Annotated in this window: 18 protein-coding genes; 4 read left to right on the forward strand and 14 right to left on the reverse strand. The window is 73.8% G+C overall.

Translation table 11 applies throughout. The features are described from left to right. Window positions 1-67 precede the first annotated feature (67 nt). Complete coding sequence (locus IEV65_RS08880) at window positions 68-349, reverse strand: acylphosphatase (protein ID WP_188429964.1); 282 nt, start codon at window positions 347-349, stop codon at window positions 68-70. Window positions 350-389: 40 nt separating this feature from the next. Between IEV65_RS08880 and IEV65_RS08885 the strand changes: the two genes are divergently transcribed. Next, entirely contained in the window at window positions 390-1421 is a 1032-nt protein-coding gene (locus IEV65_RS08885) for a Gfo/Idh/MocA family protein (RefSeq protein ID WP_188429966.1), read from the forward strand. A gap of 22 nt (window positions 1422-1443) precedes the next feature. Here the strand turns inward: IEV65_RS08885 and mutM are convergent, their stop codons facing one another. The 9 genes from mutM to IEV65_RS08930 form a co-directional block, all read right to left on the reverse strand. Further along, window positions 1444-2322, reverse strand: coding sequence for a bifunctional DNA-formamidopyrimidine glycosylase/DNA-(apurinic or apyrimidinic site) lyase (gene mutM, locus IEV65_RS08890; RefSeq protein WP_188429968.1), 879 nt, complete (start codon window positions 2320-2322; stop codon window positions 1444-1446). A 4-nt stretch (window positions 2323-2326) separates the two neighbouring features. Then, window positions 2327-3031: a ribonuclease III gene (gene rnc / locus IEV65_RS08895; protein ID WP_188429970.1), complete on the reverse strand. Its 705-nt coding sequence runs from the start codon at window positions 3029-3031 to the stop codon at window positions 2327-2329. 17 nt (window positions 3032-3048) lie between these two features. Continuing rightward, on the reverse strand, window positions 3049-3243 hold the full coding sequence (rpmF, locus tag IEV65_RS08900) for a 50S ribosomal protein L32 (protein ID WP_188429971.1): 195 nt from the start codon (window positions 3241-3243) through the stop codon (window positions 3049-3051). A gap of 1 nt (window position 3244) precedes the next feature. Beyond that, on the reverse strand, window positions 3245-3838 hold the full coding sequence (locus IEV65_RS08905) for a YceD family protein (protein WP_188429972.1): 594 nt from the start codon (window positions 3836-3838) through the stop codon (window positions 3245-3247). A gap of 108 nt (window positions 3839-3946) precedes the next feature. Then, a complete protein-coding gene (coaD, locus tag IEV65_RS08910; protein ID WP_188429973.1) occupies window positions 3947-4438 on the reverse strand; it encodes a pantetheine-phosphate adenylyltransferase in 492 nt (163 codons plus the stop codon). 39 nt (window positions 4439-4477) lie between these two features. Further along, window positions 4478-5029, reverse strand: coding sequence for a hemerythrin domain-containing protein (locus tag IEV65_RS08915; protein WP_188429974.1), 552 nt, complete (start codon window positions 5027-5029; stop codon window positions 4478-4480). Beyond that, window positions 5026-5661 (reverse strand): 16S rRNA (guanine(966)-N(2))-methyltransferase RsmD, encoded by a 636-nt coding sequence (gene rsmD, locus IEV65_RS08920; protein ID WP_188429975.1) that lies wholly within the window; start codon window positions 5659-5661, stop codon window positions 5026-5028. Before rsmD ends, IEV65_RS08915 begins: the two co-directional genes overlap by 4 nt. Before the next feature lie 4 nt (window positions 5662-5665). Then, the gene (locus IEV65_RS08925) at window positions 5666-7897 is read right to left on the reverse strand and encodes an ATP-dependent DNA helicase RecG (protein ID WP_188429976.1); all 2232 of its coding nucleotides are present in this window, start codon (window positions 7895-7897) and stop codon (window positions 5666-5668) included. A 13-nt stretch (window positions 7898-7910) separates the two neighbouring features. Beyond that, complete coding sequence (locus IEV65_RS08930; RefSeq protein WP_188429977.1) at window positions 7911-9656, reverse strand: DAK2 domain-containing protein; 1746 nt, start codon at window positions 9654-9656, stop codon at window positions 7911-7913. A 161-nt stretch (window positions 9657-9817) separates the two neighbouring features. Here IEV65_RS08930 and rpmB point away from each other — a divergent pair, with 161 nt between their 5' ends. Beyond that, on the forward strand, window positions 9818-10003 hold the full coding sequence (gene rpmB / locus IEV65_RS08935) for a 50S ribosomal protein L28 (protein WP_084617151.1): 186 nt from the start codon (window positions 9818-9820) through the stop codon (window positions 10001-10003). 60 nt (window positions 10004-10063) lie between these two features. Here rpmB and thiL read toward each other — a convergent pair whose 3' ends face one another. Continuing rightward, entirely contained in the window at window positions 10064-11074 is a 1011-nt protein-coding gene (thiL, locus tag IEV65_RS08940; protein ID WP_229735106.1) for a thiamine-phosphate kinase, read from the reverse strand. A 44-nt stretch (window positions 11075-11118) separates the two neighbouring features. Between thiL and IEV65_RS08945 the strand changes: the two genes are divergently transcribed. After that, complete coding sequence (locus IEV65_RS08945; RefSeq protein ID WP_188429978.1) at window positions 11119-11352, forward strand: Lrp/AsnC ligand binding domain-containing protein; 234 nt, start codon at window positions 11119-11121, stop codon at window positions 11350-11352. Next, complete coding sequence (locus tag IEV65_RS08950; RefSeq protein WP_188429980.1) at window positions 11331-11798, forward strand: DUF3515 family protein; 468 nt, start codon at window positions 11331-11333, stop codon at window positions 11796-11798. The genes IEV65_RS08945 and IEV65_RS08950 overlap by 22 nt, the downstream gene beginning before the upstream one ends. A gap of 36 nt (window positions 11799-11834) precedes the next feature. On the opposite strand, the gene IEV65_RS08955 is transcribed toward IEV65_RS08950, so the two are convergent. From IEV65_RS08955 to IEV65_RS08965, 3 genes are read right to left on the reverse strand one after another with little or no spacing between them, the layout of a single operon-like run. After that, a complete protein-coding gene (locus tag IEV65_RS08955) occupies window positions 11835-12965 on the reverse strand; it encodes a D-alanine--D-alanine ligase family protein (RefSeq protein WP_188429981.1) in 1131 nt (376 codons plus the stop codon). Between the two features lie 60 nt (window positions 12966-13025). Then, window positions 13026-14030 carry an NAD(P)H-dependent glycerol-3-phosphate dehydrogenase gene (locus IEV65_RS08960; RefSeq protein ID WP_188429982.1) on the reverse strand — a complete coding sequence of 335 codons (1005 nt, stop codon included), beginning with the start codon at window positions 14028-14030 and terminating at the stop codon, window positions 13026-13028. Next, the gene (locus IEV65_RS08965; protein ID WP_188429983.1) at window positions 14027-14779 is read right to left on the reverse strand and encodes a lysophospholipid acyltransferase family protein; all 753 of its coding nucleotides are present in this window, start codon (window positions 14777-14779) and stop codon (window positions 14027-14029) included. Before IEV65_RS08965 ends, IEV65_RS08960 begins: the two co-directional genes overlap by 4 nt. Window positions 14780-14808 lie beyond the last annotated feature (29 nt).

Consider the following 14808-nt stretch of genomic DNA (forward strand, 5'->3'; position numbering starts at 1 on the left):
GCTTCTCACGGTCGGCGGGTCATGGTTGCCGCCACGATACCCGCGCGTGCGGCCGGATCCCGGCAGGTCAACGCTCCAGGAAGCCGTCGAGCCCCTCGCGGGGCGCGTGGTGCTGGACGACGACCGAGTCCACCCGACCGGGTCTGCTCCGGGTCGACGGGTCCTCGCGCAGCAGGTCGACGAGGGCCTGCACCGCCTCCGGCGACCCCTGGGCGAGCACCTCCACCCGTCCGTCCGCCATGTTGCGGGCGTGCCCGACCAGCCCCAGCTCCAGGGCCCGCGCCCTCGTCCACCAGCGAAAGCCCACGCCCTGGACCCGGCCGCGGACGAAGACGAGCGCACGTGTCATACCCCGCAGACTAGGACGCCCTCGGCACTACGGTGGAGCCATGGACGCACACGGTGCAGGCACGGCATACCCTCCCCTCGACGACCGCCCGGTGCGGTGGGGGCTGCTCGGGGCGGGGAGCATCGCCCCCGCCTTCGCCGACGCTGTCCGCCGCAGCGCGGGCGGGCAGCTGGTCGCGGTCGCCTCGCGGGAGCCGGGCCGGGCCCGCGCGCTTGCCGACGCGCACGGAGGAGCGCGGGTCTACGGCAGCTACCACGATCTCTACGTCGACCGCGACGTCGACGCCATCTACATCTCCACCACCCACCCCTTCCACACCGAGCAGGCCCTGGCGGCCGTGGCTGCGGGGAAGCACGTGATGGTCGAGAAGCCCCTGGCGCTCACCGTCGCCGACACGGAGTCGGTGTTCGAGGCGGCCCGCGAGCGGCGGGTGCTGGCCATGGAGGCCATGTGGACGCGCTGCCTCCCCGTCGTCCGCGAGATCGTGGACCGGGTCCGCCGCGGCGAGGTCGGCCAGGTCCGCTCGTTCGCCGCCGCCTTCACCGTCCCCTTCCGGTATGACGAGTCGCACCGGCTCTTCGACCTCGCCAACGGTGGCGGCGCGCTGCTGGACCTGGGCGTCTACCCCGTCACCCTGGCCCACCTGCTCGCGGGCCACCCCACCGACCTGCAGGTCCTCGGCTCTACCTGCCCGACCGGTGCCGACGACCTGGTGGCGCTGCAGTGGATGACCCAGGACGGCGCGGTGGTCCAGGTGCTGTGCGACTCGCGCAGCCACGGCGGGTCGCGCACGGTGATCCGCGGCACCGAGGGGTGGATCGAGGTGCACGGGCCGGTCAACGACCCGGAGTCCTTCACGATCCACCGAGGTCACAGCAGCGAGTGGGTGGAGGCGCCGCGCGAGCACTTCCTGCACGAGGTCGAGGAGTTCCACCGCTGCCTGCGGCTCGGCCTGCTCGAGTCCCCGGTCGTCCCGCACGCGGACACGGTCGCGATCATGACCATCATGGAGAGCGCCCGGCGCGAGCTCGGCGTCATCTACCCGCAGGAGGAGGCGCCGCTGCACACCTGAGCGGCGCACGCGGCCTCGCCAGCTACCAGCGCGGCCGGGTCTGGCAGCGCGGGCAGAAGTGGCTGGAGCGGTTCATGAACTGCTCGCGCACGATGGGCGTCCCGCACCGCGGGCACGGCCGCCCGGTCTGGCCGTAGGCCGACAGCGACCGGTCGAAGTAGCCGCTCGCGCCGTTGACGTTGACGTAGAGCGCGTCGAAGCTCGTGCCGCCCTGCCCCAGCGCCTCGGTCATCACCGCGGTGGCGTGGTCGAGCACGCGGCCGATCGTGGGCTTCGTCAGCGCCGTCGCCGCGCGCCGGCCGTGCACCCCCGCTCTCCACAGCGCCTCGTCGGCGTAGATGTTGCCCACGCCGCTGACGACCGACTGGTCCAGGAGCACCCGCTTGATCTCGCTGCTCCTGGCCTTGATGCGCCGCACCGTGGCCGCCCGGTCGAAGGCCGGCTCGAGGGGGTCGGGCGCGATGTGCCGGACCGGCTCGGGTATGCCGTGCGGGTGCCCCTCGACGGGGTCGTGCAGCGTGGTCAGCGCCAGGCCGCCGAAGGTGCGCTGGTCGACGAAACGCAGCTGGGGCCCGTCGTCGGAGAAGTCGATCGTCGCGTGCAGGTGCTTCTCGCGGGGCGCGTCGGCCGGCTCGACGAGCATCTGCCCGGACATGCCCAGGTGGACCACGAGGGCCTGCGGGTCGTCGTGGGGAGGGGCGAGGACGAGCCAGAGGTACTTGCCCCGGCGGTCCGCGGTGACGATGCGCGAGCCGACCAGACGGTCGGCGAGGTCCTGGGGTCCGGCCGCGTGGCGGCGGGCGACGCGCGCCCCGGTCAGGACGGCGCGCTCGACGGTGCGGCCGACGACGTGGTCGGCCAGGCCCCGACGGACGACCTCGACCTCGGGCAGCTCGGGCACCTGGTCAGGACCCCACGGTCTGCCCGGTGAGCGCCCTCCAGGCGTCCTCGGCGGCGCGCTGTTCGGCCCCCTTCTTGGACCGGCCGTAGCCGGTGCCGCGGACCTCGCCCGCGATCACGGCCTGCGCCGTGAACTTCTTGTCGTGGTCCGGCCCCTCGGACTCCACGCGGTACTCCGGCACGCCCAGCTCGTCCGCCGCCGCGACCTCCTGGAGGCTGGTCTTCCAGTCCAGGGCGGCCCCGAGTGCGGCGCTGCGCTTGAGCAGCGGGTCGATCAGGTGGTGGATCAGCGCCTCGGACGCAGGGCTGCCCACGGAGAGGTAGACGCACCCGATGACCGCCTCGGTCGTGTCGGCCAGGATGGAGGACTTGTCCCGGCCGCCGGTCGTCTCCTCACCCTTGCCGAGCAGCACGAAGTCGCCCAGGCCGATGCCGCGGGCGACCTCCGCGAGCGCGCGGGAGTTGACCACCGCCGCACGCAGCTTGGCCAGCCGCCCCTCGGGCAGGTCCGGGTGGGTGCGGTAGAGCGTGTCCGTCACGACCACGCCCAGGACCGAGTCCCCGAGGAACTCCAGCCGCTCGTTGTGCGGCACGCCGTCGTTCTCGTAGGAGTACGACCGGTGGGTGAGGGCACGCAGAAGCAGCGCCTCGTCGCACCGGCCCCCGACGATCCCCTCGAGGATGTCGTTGAGCTCGGCGACGGGGCGCATGCTGGTCTGCGGGACGCTCAGTCCTGGTGCTCGGTGCGCTCGGCGGCCACGTAGTGGCGACCGGCGTAGGTGCCGCAGGAGGTGCAGGCCTGGTGCGGCGTGCGCACGGAGCCGCACTGCGGGCAGGTCGACAGCGCGATGGGCGCAGCCTTCCAGTTGGCCCGGCGGCTGCGGGTGTTGGAGCGCGACATCTTCCGCTTGGGGACGGCCACGTCAGTTCCTCTTCTTCTCGTCGTCGTCGGCCTGCGCGGCCAGGTTGGCCAGCGCCGACCACCGGGGGTCGATCACGTCGTGGTGGTGGTCCGGGTCGTCCGCCAGGCGTGCCCCGCACTCGGAGCACAGTCCTGGACAGTCGTCCTGGCACACCGGCTGGAAGGGCAGCGCGGTCACCACGGCGTCCCGGACGACCTCTTCGAGGTCCATCAGGTCGCCGTCGAGCTCGTACTGCTCGTCCTCGGCCTCGTCCGCAGGACCCTTCGCAGGGCCCCTGCCCTCACCCTTGCGGGCTGCGGGATAGGCGAACAGCTCCTGGAACGGGGCCTCGAGGCCCACCTCGAGGTCGTCCAGGCACCGCACGCACACCCCGCGCGCCGTGGCCGTGGCCGTCCCCGTCGCGAGGACGCCCTCGACCACCGACTCGAGCCGCAGGTCGATGTCGACCTGAGCACCGGCCGGGATGCTGATGACGTCGGTCCCGATGAGCTCGGGCGTCGTCAGCGTCCAGGACAGCTCCTTCATGGTGCCCGGCCGGCGGACCAGCTCCCGGGTGTCGACCACCCAGGTGCGCGCCGTCTCGTGCGCAGCCATGTATCGCGTCCTCGTGCTTGTGCGTCGTGCGTGGGAACGGTCCACGTCCGCTGCGGGCGCAGGTGGACAGGACCGACGCACCAGACTAGCCGAGCGGGGGCCTCCGACTCAAACCAGCGAGCGCAGCGCGGCGAGCACCCCGTCCGGCACCAGACCGGTCACGTCACCGCCGTAGCGGTGCACCTCCTTGACCAGCGAGCTCGAGACGTGCTCGAGCGCGGGGTCACCGGGCAGGAACATGGTCTCGATGCCGGTGAGGTGACGGTTCATCAACGCCATCGGCAGCTCGTAGGCGAAGTCCGTGCCACCCCGCAACCCCTTGACGATCGCGCCGGCACCGACGTCGCGGCAGACGTCGACGAGCAGCCGGCCCGCGAAGGCCTCCGCGCGCACCCGCTCACGCACGTCGGCGGGCAGCGCCTCGGCGATGAGCTCGAGGCGCTGCTCCACCGGGAACGTGCCGCGCTTGGCGGGGTTGTGGAGCACGGCGACCACGACCTCGTCGAAGAGCGCCGCGGCGCGCACGATCACGTCGACGTGGCCGTTGGTCACCGGGTCGAAGGAGCCGGGGCACACGCAGCGGCGGACGGGCGTCGTCATACCGCGGGAGCCTACTGGGCCCGCCCGTCCGCGCCCCTGCTACTCGCCCTCGGCCGGCAGGAGACCCTCGTCGTGCGCCTTCTTCACCAGCGCCCGGACGTTGTCGACCGAGCCGGCTCCGGCGTCGAGGTGCTTGCTGCGGGCGGCGACGAAGGCCTCACCGAGCGTGGCACGCTCCGCCTCGGACACCTCCTCGCGCGCCGGGTTGAGGATCGTCAGCTCTTCCTCGGTGATGTGGTGCTGCAGCACCTCGTTCATCTTCTCGACCGCGTCGTCGAACTTCTGGGTGTCGGTGCCCTTGCACTCCAGCAGGGCGAGCAGCGCCTCGTTGATCTGCGCGTGCTCCTCCTCCCCGTGGTGCACCTCCTCCGCGTCCACGTCGTCCGTCTTCTTCTCCAGCCGCGGGTAGACCTCGGTCTCCTCGGCCTCGCCGTGCGCCACGAGCACGTCCGCGAACGCGGCGCGCGCAGCCTCCCGGTCGGCGGTGGCGTCGCGCATCTCGCGCATGAGGGTCTCGAAAAGGCGGTGGTCGTCGAGGATCAGGTCCACGACGTCACCGGACACAGGACGAGGGATGGGGTATGCCGTCATGCCAGGGATCGTGGCACGCGCTCGTCGTCCTCGCTCGTCGGTCCGCCCCGGACCGGCTCGGCGAGGTGCAGCGCGGTCTCGCCGTAGGTCCGGGTGTCGAGGTGGACCAGGCCGGTCGGCCAGGCCGGCCGCGGCGACCGGGCGCTGCGCTCGACCACGACGAGAGCGTCCTCGGCGAGCCAGCCGCCCGAGACCAGCAGCCCCAGCACGTCGGCGAGATCGTGCTCGTCGAGCGGGTAGGGCGGGTCGAGGAGGACCAGGTCGAAGCCGTCCCCGGGACGATCGGGCCCCTCACCCTCGGGCCGGGCGACGAGGACGCGCTCCACGGCCCCGGTCCGCACCTGCACGAGGTCGGCCAGGCCCAGGTCGCGGGCGTTGCGCTCCACCAGGGCCGCCGTCGCCCGGTGCCGCTCCACGGCGGTGAGGTGCGCGGCGCCCCGGGACAGCGCCTCGAGACCGAGGGCGCCGGAACCGGCATACAGGTCGAGCACGCGCACCCCGTCCAGGTCCATCAGGGCCTCGACCCGGGAGAACAGCGCCTCACGCACGCGGTCGGTGGTCGGGCGGGTCGCGCTGCCGCGGGGCGCGGCGATCGTGCGGCCGCCCGCGCGGCCCGCGATGATGCGTGTCACGGGCTCACCCCCGCTCCAGGAAGGCGGCGCGCTCGGCGTCCAGGCGGTCGAGCTCGCGACGCAGGGCCGGGTGCCCGGCGAGGTCGGGGTCGCCCTCGACCGTGGCCCAGGCGGCCTCGTGCGCGGCGACGATCAGCTCCTCGTCGCGGGCCAGCCGGAGGAACTTCAGGCCGCTGCGCCCGCCGCTCTGGCTGGCGCCGAGGACGTCTCCCTCGCGACGCGTCTCCAGGTCGAGGCGGGCCAGCTCGAAGCCGTCGCCGGTCGAGGCGACCTGCTGCAGCCGCTCGACGGCTCCTGGGTCGCCCTCGGCGCCCTGGGTCATGAGCAGGCACAGCCCGGGCCGACCGCCCCGTCCGACCCGGCCGCGGAGCTGGTGCAGCTGGGAGATCCCGAAGCGGTCCGCGTCCATGACCACCATCGTGGTCGCGTCCGGCACGTCCACGCCGACCTCGATCACCGTCGTCGAGACCAGCACGTCGAGCTGGCCGGAGGAGAAGGCCCGCATGGTCGCGTCCTTGTCCTCGGCCGGCATCCGTCCGTGGAGCGTGGCGACCTGGAGGTCGCGGGTGGCGGGGAGCGAGCGCAGTGCGCGGGTGACCTGGTGGACACCGTGCAGGCCAGGCACCTCCGAGCTCTCCTCCTCGCCCACCAAGCCCTCCCCCGGGCCGTCCGCGCCGAGCGGCAGCCCGGGGCCGACGGTGTCGCCGCCCGGCAGGTCCGGGTCGTCCTCGGCCCCGATCCGGGGGCAGACGACGTAGACCTGGCCCCCGCCACGGACCTCCTCGGCGACGCGCTGCCACGTGCGCTGCACCCAGGAGTCCTTCTCGCCGGTGACGACGTGGGTGGTGATCGGCTGGCGCCCGCGGGGCAGCTCGCGCAGGGTCGAGGTGGTCATGTCGCCGTAGACGGTCATCGCGACCGTGCGCGGGATCGGCGTCGCCGTCATCACGAGCACGTGCGGGGCGAGCGCAGCCTTGGCGCGAAGGGCGTCGCGCTGCTCCACGCCGAAGCGGTGCTGCTCGTCGACGACGACCAGCCCGAGCTCGGCGAACTGCACGGTGTCCTGGATGAGGGCGTGGGTGCCGACGACGATCCCGGCCTGCCCCGAGGCGGCCGCGAGGAGGTTGGCGCGGCGCTGGGCCGCCGACTGGCTGCCGGTGAGGAGCGCGACCCGGGTGCCGTTGTCCAGGCCGCCGAGCATCCCGCCCTCCGCGATCGGGCCGAGCATCGCGGTGATGGCACGGTAGTGCTGGGCCGCCAGCACCTCCGTGGGCGCGAGCAGGGCCGCCTGGCCCCCGCCGTCCACCACCGCGAGCATCGCCAGGAGCGCGAGCACGGTCTTGCCCGAGCCGACCTCGCCCTGCAGGAGCCGGTGCATGGGCACCTCCCGGGCCAGGTCCGCGGTGATCTCGCCGAGCACCTCCTCCTGGCCCTGCGTGAGTCGGAACGGCAGCCGGGAGCGCAGCTCGTCGACGAGTCCGCCCGGCACGGCCCTGCGCGGGGCGGCCGGCGTGGCGTCGCTCGCCAGCCGGGCGCGCGCCAACGCCGCCTGGATGACGAACGCCTCCTGGAACTTCAGCCGCCAGCGGCCCCGGCGGTGCTCGGCGTCCTCCTGGGGCCGGTGCACGAGCCGGTAGGCCTCGAGCAGCTCGGGCAGCCGGTGCTCGGCCCTCACCTCGGCGGGCAGCGGGTCGTCGAGGCCGGTGACCGCGTGCAGCACGAGGTCGAGCAGGTCGCCGTGGACGATGGGGCTGAGCTTGGCCGTCGCGGGGTAGACCGGCACCAGGCCGCCCAGCAGCCACCCGCCCGAGCTCTTGCCCGTCGGGTCGTTGAGCACGGCGTAGTCGGGATGGGTGAGCTGCACCGTCCGGCCGTAGCGCCCGACCTGCCCCGAGCACACCACCTGCGCCCCGGGCACCAGGCGGTCCTGGTGACCGAAGGGCTTGAAGAAGGTCAGCTGGAGCTGGCCGCCCACCTCGTCGCTCACGGTGACGACGAGCATCCGGCCCCGCCGGGCCCGCATCTGGCGGGTCGTCGCGGCCGTCACCGTGCCGACGACCACGACGTCCTCGCCCTCGGGCAGCTCGTGGAAGGCGGTCGACCGGTCAGGGTCGAGGTAGGTCCGCGGCAGGAAGTCGAGCAGGTCGCCGACGGTCCGGAACCCTCGCGCCTCCTCCAGCCTCTTGGCGCCGGCGCCCACGACGGTCCGCAGGCGGGTGTCGAGGTCCACGCTCATCCCCGGGCCCTCCTCACTCGACGCCGAGGAGGTAGGGGTAGGTCGGCTGACCGCCGTCGATGACGACGATCTCGGCACCGGTATGCCGCGTCTCCACCTCGGCGAGCAGCGTCGCCAGGCCGCCGGGCTCGGCGCGCGCGCCCGTGAGCACGGTGAGGACCTCGGCGGCCTCGTGCCACAGACCGTCCAGCACGACGGCCGCGACCGGCTCGAGGTCGTCCCCGACCGCGACGATGTCGCCGTCGACGATGCCCAGCCACTGCCCCGTCCGGCAGTGGCCGACCGGTGTCTCGGCGTCCCGCTCCGCCCGGGTCAGGGCCCCAGGACGACAGGCTCTCGCGGCGTCAGCCATCGCTGCGAGCACCTGCGCGGGCCGGCCCGAGGGGTCCAGCACCGCCAGGGCGGCCAGGCCCTGGACCAGCGTGCCCGTCGGGACGACGTGCGCCGCGATCCCCTCCCGGGTCGCCTCCTCCGCGGCCGCCTGGGCCACCAGGACCGTGTCCCTGTCGTTGGGCAGCACCACGACGTCGCGGGCCCCGCTGGCCCGCATCGCCGCGAGCAGCTGCCCGGCCGAGGCGCGGTGCCGCGGACCGGAGGGGACCACCTGCGCGCCGGCACGCACGAGGAGGTCGTGCACACCCTCGCCCAGGCCGCAGGCCACGACGGCGATGGGTGGAGGCTCGACCGGCGGGGCGTCGGACCGTCCCTGCGACGCCGCACCGTGCGACAGCCGCGCGGCGGGCAGGGCCGTCCCGTCGGCGAGCGAGGTGAGCCGCACGTCGACGACCACGCCGGCGAGGCTGCCCGCCTCGACCGCCAGGCGTGGGTCGTCCAGGTGCACATGGACCTGGTAGTCCTGCGGGCCCCCACCCACCACGACCGAGCTGCCGATGCGGCTCAGGTGGGCACGGAGCCGGTCGGCGCGCTCCGCGTCAGACTCCGTCAGCAGGAACATCACCTCGACCTCTCCGTCCAGCTCGCCAGCGGCTCCCGGGGCGCCAGGTCCTGAGGCGCAGCTCGCGGACCCCGGCAGGTCAGGGGTCGCCGTCGGCTGCTGCCACCAGGTGGGCAGGTCGTCCACCGCCAGGTGGGGCCGGTCCTCCAGGACAGCCTGCAGGGCCTCGATCACCAGGACCAGGCCCGCCCCGCCCGCGTCGACGACGCCGGCGACGGCGAGCGCGGGAAGCAGCCGGGGCGTGTCGGCCAGCGCCTGCTGCGCCTCGGAGAGCGCCTCGCTGACGACGTGCCCGACCAGGAGCTGGTCATCAGGCTCGCCGTAGAGCGGTCGACCGCGGTCCACCGCGGCCCTGGCCCCTTCCGCGGCCGCGCGGGCCACGGTGAGGATCGTGCCCTCCACGGGCGCGGCCAGGGCGTCCCAGGCGGTGCGGGCGGCGGTCTCGAAGGCCAGGGCGATCTCCTCCGGCCCGGCCGCCTCGACGTCAGGCCCGACCGCCTCGGACAGCCCGCGTGTCAGCTGCGAGAGGATCACCCCGGAGTTGCCCCGGGCCCCGAGCAGCATGCCGCGTGCGATCAGCCGCAGCCCCTCGTCCAGCCGGTCCGTGCCGGCGCCGAGCTGGAACTGCCCCCGGACGAAGTCGAGGGCGGCGTCGAAGGTGAGGTACATGTTGGTGCCCGTGTCCCCGTCGGCGACCGGAAAGACGTTGAGCGCGTCGATCCGGTCCCGGGCGCCCGCGAGCATCACCCGCGCGGTGACCGCCCAGCGCCGGGCGGTGCGCAGGTCGAGGACAGGGCTGGGCACGCACCTAACCTAGCCCGTAGCAGCGACGACCCGAGGCCACCGTCGGGCAGATTTGGGCGGCGGACGGGGCGTCCGGTACGCTAGTCCGGTTGCCTGGCGGCCCCCGAGGACGCCGGCCCACACACTTCCGACCGACCACCGATACAGACCAGGAGAACACCGTGGCTGCCACTTGCGACGTCTGCGGCAAGGGACCGAGCTTCGGTCACAGCATCTCGCACTCCCACCGCCGCACCAAGCGCCGCTGGAACCCGAACATCCAGCGCGTGCGTGCGATGGTCGGCGCGACCCCGAAGCGTCTCAACGTCTGCACCTCCTGCCTGAAGGCCGGCAAGGTCACCCGCTGACCTCCTGCCCCCCGGCGTGCGAGCCGGCGACACCTCACGGTGCCGCCGGCTTTTCGCATCTCACCCGCCGAAGTGGTCCCACCCGCCCACGGACGGGTCGAGCCGACGCCCGCCCAGCCGGACCCCCGGCGCGTCCGTCCCCACGGCATACCCGAGGAGGACCCAACCGTCCGGCACGGCGGCCGGGTCCGCGAAGGTGGCGAGCAGCTCGTGCTCCTCTCCCCCGCTGAGCACCTGGCGGATTGCCTCGTCCTGACCGAGCACAGGCACCAGCGCGTCGGCGATGCTGTGCACCGACCCTTCGTCGAGCTCGAGCACGACCCCGCTGGCGCGCGCGACCCGGTCCGCGTCCCTGACCAGACCGTCCGAGACGTCGATCATCGAGGTGGCCCCGGCACGGGCTGCGACCGGGCCCTGGGTCAGGTCGGTCAGGGGTCGCCGGTGGTGGTCGAGGAGGGCCTGGAGCGGGCCCTGCCGTCCCTGACCCGACGCTTCGGCACCGGCCCGCAGCAGCTGCCAGCCCGCCCCGGAGCGCCCGAGCGGACCGGACACCGCCAGCACTTCGCCGGGGCGCGCACCCGAGCGCAGCACCGGCCGCGCCACGCCCTCGCCCAGCTCGCCGAGCGCGGCGACGGTGACGGTCACCGTGCCCGCCGGGGCCGAGGACAGGTCTCCCCCGACCACCGGCACCCCCGCGCGGGCCGCGGCCCAGGCGATGCCCTCGGTCAGCCCGCGCGCCCAGGCCAGCGGCAGGTCGGGCGGGGCGACCAGCGTCACCAGCAGTCCCGTCCCCACCCCGCCCATCGCGGCGAGGTCGGCGAGGTTCTGGGTGACGACCTTGACCCCGACGTCCTCGGCACAGCTCCACTCGTCCAGCCAGTCGCGTCCTCGCACCATCGTGTCGGTGGTGGCGAGCACCGACCCGCGGGGCGCCCGCACGAGCGCGGTGTCGTCCCCGGGGCCGACCAGGACGCCTGCCGTGGGCTGGTCGGCGAGCGCCGCGAACACCTCGGCCAGCACCCCGGCCTCACCTGCGTCGCCAAGAGTGTCGCCACGAGTCACGTCAGTCACGGAGAGCACGGTAACCTCCGGAGGACAGCCACCAGGAGGCAACAGTGATCAGGGCCTACATCCTCATCCAGACCGAGGTCGGCGCCAGCGCCTCGGTGACCACCGCGGTGCGTGAGCTTCCCGGCGTCGAGTCGGCGGACGACGTGGCCGGCCCCTACGACGTGATCGCCGTCGTCACCGCGCACACCGTGCAGGAGCTGGGGCGAGAGGTCATCGCCAAGGTCCAGGCCGTCCCGAGGATCACCCGCACCACCACATGCACCGTCGTCGAGTTCTGACGGCGACGGCGATCCTCCTGCTCACTGCTCTGGGCGGCTGCGCGGACGACGCCGTCAAGGCCGTGCCGTTCGGGGAGTCGGACTCCGTGGCCTGCCGGGCGGTCGCCGACCACTGGCCCGCGCGCGTCGGCGACCTCGAGCCTCGCGTCACCGCGGTGCAGTCACGCGGCGTCGCCGCCTGGGGCGACCCGCCTGTCGTCGCCCGCTGCGGCAAGCAGCCGCTGGGCCCGACCGAGGACCCCTGCATCGACATCAACGGCATCGACTGGGTGGCCACCACCCTCGACGACGGGGGCACGATGTTCACGACCTACGGCCGGACCCCGGCGATCGAGGTGCTCGTGCCGGCAGCCTACGACAGCGCCCCCCTGCGCCTGCCCGCCTTCACCGAGGCCGCCTCGCAGATCGAGCAGACGCTGGGCCGCTGCACCGCGGCCACCGGCTGAGGGCCTGCCCCGGGGGGAGGGCGTCGGCCGAGCGCGTCAGCGCAGCCCGAGCGGCCGCTCCAGCGCCAGCGCGATGAGCTCGTCGACGAGCTCGGCATACGTCATCCCGGACGCCGCCCAGGCCTGGGGGTACATCGAGAAGGGCGTGAAGCCGGGCATGGTGTTGATCTCGTTGATGATGACCTCACCGCCCGCGGTCACGAAGCAGTCGACGCGCGCGAGCCCCTCACAGCCGGCGGCCTCGAACGCGGTCTGCGCGATCCGCCGCATCTCCTCGCGCACCTCGGGAGCGACGTCGGCCGGGACCTTGATCCGGACGCTGTCCTCGTCGAGGTACTTGGCCTCGAAGTCGTAGAACTCGTGCCCCCCGCCCACGACGGTGATCTCGCCGCACTCGCTGACCCGCGGCAGCTCGGCACCCCGCCCCTGGAGCACGCCGCACTCGATCTCGCGACCGACGATCCCCTGCTCCACGAGCACCTTGGGGTCGTGGACGCGCGCCTTCTCGACGGCCGCCTCGAGCTCGTCGGGGTGGTCGACCTTGTAGACCCCCACCGAGGACCCGGCGCGCGCCGGCTTGACGAAGACCGGGAAGTGCAGCGACGAGGCGGCGTCCAGCGCGGCCGCGCGGTCCCGGCGCCAGTCGAGGTCGCTGATGACCGCGTAGGGGCCCACCGCCAGGCCGGCCGCCGCGAAGATCAGCTTCATCACGTGCTTGTCCATCATGGCCGCCGAGGCCAGGACCCCGCACCCGACGTAGCGGATGTCGGCCAGCTCGAGCAGCCCCTGGATCGTGCCGTCCTCACCGAACGGCCCGTGGAGGAGCGGGAAGACGACGTGCACCTCACCCAGGTCGGTCGTGGTGCCGTCCTCGGCCACCACCCGCAGGTCGCGGTCCCGACCGCCCATCGGCACGACGACCTGGCGTCCCGTGTCGGGCACCCGCGGCAGCCGACCGTCACGGATCTCCAGCGCGCCGGGCTCGTCGTCGACGAGCACCCACCGGCCCTCGCCGGTGATCCCGATCGGCACGACGTCGTAGCGCTCGCGGTCCAGCGTGCGCAGCACGCTCGCGGCGGTGGCGCACGAGATCGCGTGCTCCTCGGAGCGGCCGCCGAAGACGACGGCCACGCGGATGCGGTCGGGGCTGGCTGGGTCGGTGCTCATCGCGCCCGATGCTAGTCGGCCCCCGGCCCTGCTCCGGTATGGCGCGCCCCGCCGCCCGGGTCAGGCGCGCTCGTGCTTGAGCGCACGGGTCATCAGGGCGGTGGTGAGCTGCTCGGGGGTCGCCTGACCCGCCACCACCGCCGTGACGCCCTCGCAGATCGGCATGCTCACGCCGTTGCGCCCGGCCAGGGCCACGACGGCTCCGCACGACTTCACGCCCTCGGCGGTCTCGTGCGGCACCGCGAGGACCTCCTCGACGGGGACGCCGCGCCCCAGGGCCACGCCGACCCGGTGGTTGCGCGACAGGGGCGACATGCAGGTCGCGATGAGGTCGCCCACGCCGGCGAGGCCCATGAGCGTCGCCGGCTCACCCCCCAGCGCCTGCCCGAGCCGGGTGATCTCCGCCAGACCGCGTGTGATCAGCGAGGACTTGGTGTTGTCGCCGTAGCCCAGGCCCTCGGCCATGCCCACCGCGAGCGCGATGACGTTCTTGACGGCCCCACCGATCTCGGCGCCCACCACGTCGGTCTGGGTGTAGGGGCGGAAGTAGGGCTGCACCACCAGCTCGGCGACGCGCTCGGCCGCCGCGTGGTCGGTGCCCGCGACCACGCTGGCGGCCGGCTGCCGCTGGGCGATCTCCCGGCTGAGGTTGGGTCCGGTGACGACCACGATGCGGTCGCGCTCGATGCCGGAGGCCTCGATCACCTCGCTCATCCGCAGCCCGGTGCCGAGCTCGATGCCCTTCATGAGCGAGACGACGATCGCCTCGCGCGGGATGGTCGAGCCCCACGCCTCCAGGTTGGCGCGCAGGCTCTGCGACGGCACGGCCAGCACGACGAGCTCGGCGCCCTCCACCGCCGCTGCGGGGTCGGTGGTCGCCGTGACCTTCGCGGGCAGCACCGTCTCGGTGAGGTAGTCCGGGTTGCGGTGCTCCTCGGCGATGCCGCGGGCCACCTCCTCGCGGCGTGCCCAGAGCGTCACCTTCTCGGTCGCCTCGCCGTCCGCCAGCACCTGCGCGAAGGCCGTCCCCCAGCTGCCGGCCCCCAGCACCGCCGACCTGCTCACGAACGCTCCTTCCGGTCCTGCTCGCCAGGCTTCATGACGTACGGGCGGTCCGGGGGCGTCTCGCCCCGCAGCTCGGCCACCAGCGCGGTGATCGCCTTCATCACGCGCGCCGTCGCCTCGATCTGCGCGCGCGGGTCGTCGGCGCGGTCCAGGAGGTCGGAGAGGTCGACCGGCGGACCGGCCTTGACCTTCTGCACCGGGCGCTTCAGGAGGTTGCCGGGCCGCCGGGCGTAGCGCGCCAGCACCTCCTGCGCGCCCCACTGGCCCACGGGGATCACCGGAGCACCGCTCGCGAGCGCCAGCCGGCCGACGCCGGGTCGGGCCCTCATCGGCCACAGGTCGGGGTCGCGGGTCAGCGTGCCCTCGGGCATGATCGCGACGCACTTGCCCTCGCGCAGCGCCTTCTCCGCCTCGACGAGGGCGTCCCCGGCCCGCGACGTGGCGCGGTAGACCGGCACCTGCTGCAGGTGCCGCAGCGCGGCCCCCACGACGGGGACCTCGAAGAGCGCCGACTTGGCCAGGAAGAACGGCGCCCGCCCGTGGTCGACGAGGTAGTGGCCCAGCATGAAGGGGTCCACCTCGGAGTAGTGGTTGCTCGCGACGATGAACCCGCCCTCCGGGGGCAGGTGCTCCCCGCCCGTCCACTCGCGCCGGGTGATCGCGAGCAGCACGGGTCGCACGACCCCGATCACGAGGTCGTAGGACCACGGCAGCTTCTGGGTGATGGGGCGGCGCTTCACGGGCCTCATCTTTGCATCGCACCGCCCCGCTCGCGAGG

Origin of the sequence: Ornithinimicrobium tianjinense, from assembly GCF_014636495.1 — a bacterium.
GTDB classification, from domain to species: Bacteria; Actinomycetota; Actinomycetes; order Actinomycetales; family Dermatophilaceae; genus Ornithinicoccus; species Ornithinicoccus tianjinensis.

Excerpts from the sequence above, each read along its gene's own strand:
- IEV65_RS08905 (WP_188429972.1), bottom strand. The coding sequence starts at position 3,838 with ATGGCTGCGCACGAGACGGCGCGCACCTGGGTGGTCGACACCCGGGAG.
- IEV65_RS08965 (WP_188429983.1), bottom strand. The coding sequence starts at position 14,779 with ATGAGGCCCGTGAAGCGCCGCCCCATCACCCAGAAGCTGCCGTGGTCC.
- IEV65_RS08925 (WP_188429976.1), bottom strand. The coding sequence starts at position 7,897 with ATGAGCGTGGACCTCGACACCCGCCTGCGGACCGTCGTGGGCGCCGGC.
- IEV65_RS08880 (WP_188429964.1), bottom strand. The coding sequence starts at position 349 with ATGACACGTGCGCTCGTCTTCGTCCGCGGCCGGGTCCAGGGCGTGGGC.
- rnc (WP_188429970.1), bottom strand. The coding sequence starts at position 3,031 with ATGCGCCCCGTCGCCGAGCTCAACGACATCCTCGAGGGGATCGTCGGG.
- IEV65_RS08955 (WP_188429981.1), bottom strand. The coding sequence starts at position 12,965 with ATGAGCACCGACCCAGCCAGCCCCGACCGCATCCGCGTGGCCGTCGTC.
- coaD (WP_188429973.1), bottom strand. The coding sequence starts at position 4,438 with ATGACGACGCCCGTCCGCCGCTGCGTGTGCCCCGGCTCCTTCGACCCG.
- IEV65_RS08950 (WP_188429980.1), top strand. The coding sequence starts at position 11,331 with ATGCACCGTCGTCGAGTTCTGACGGCGACGGCGATCCTCCTGCTCACT.
- IEV65_RS08915 (WP_188429974.1), bottom strand. The coding sequence starts at position 5,029 with ATGACGGCATACCCCATCCCTCGTCCTGTGTCCGGTGACGTCGTGGAC.
- IEV65_RS08885 (WP_188429966.1), top strand. The coding sequence starts at position 390 with ATGGACGCACACGGTGCAGGCACGGCATACCCTCCCCTCGACGACCGC.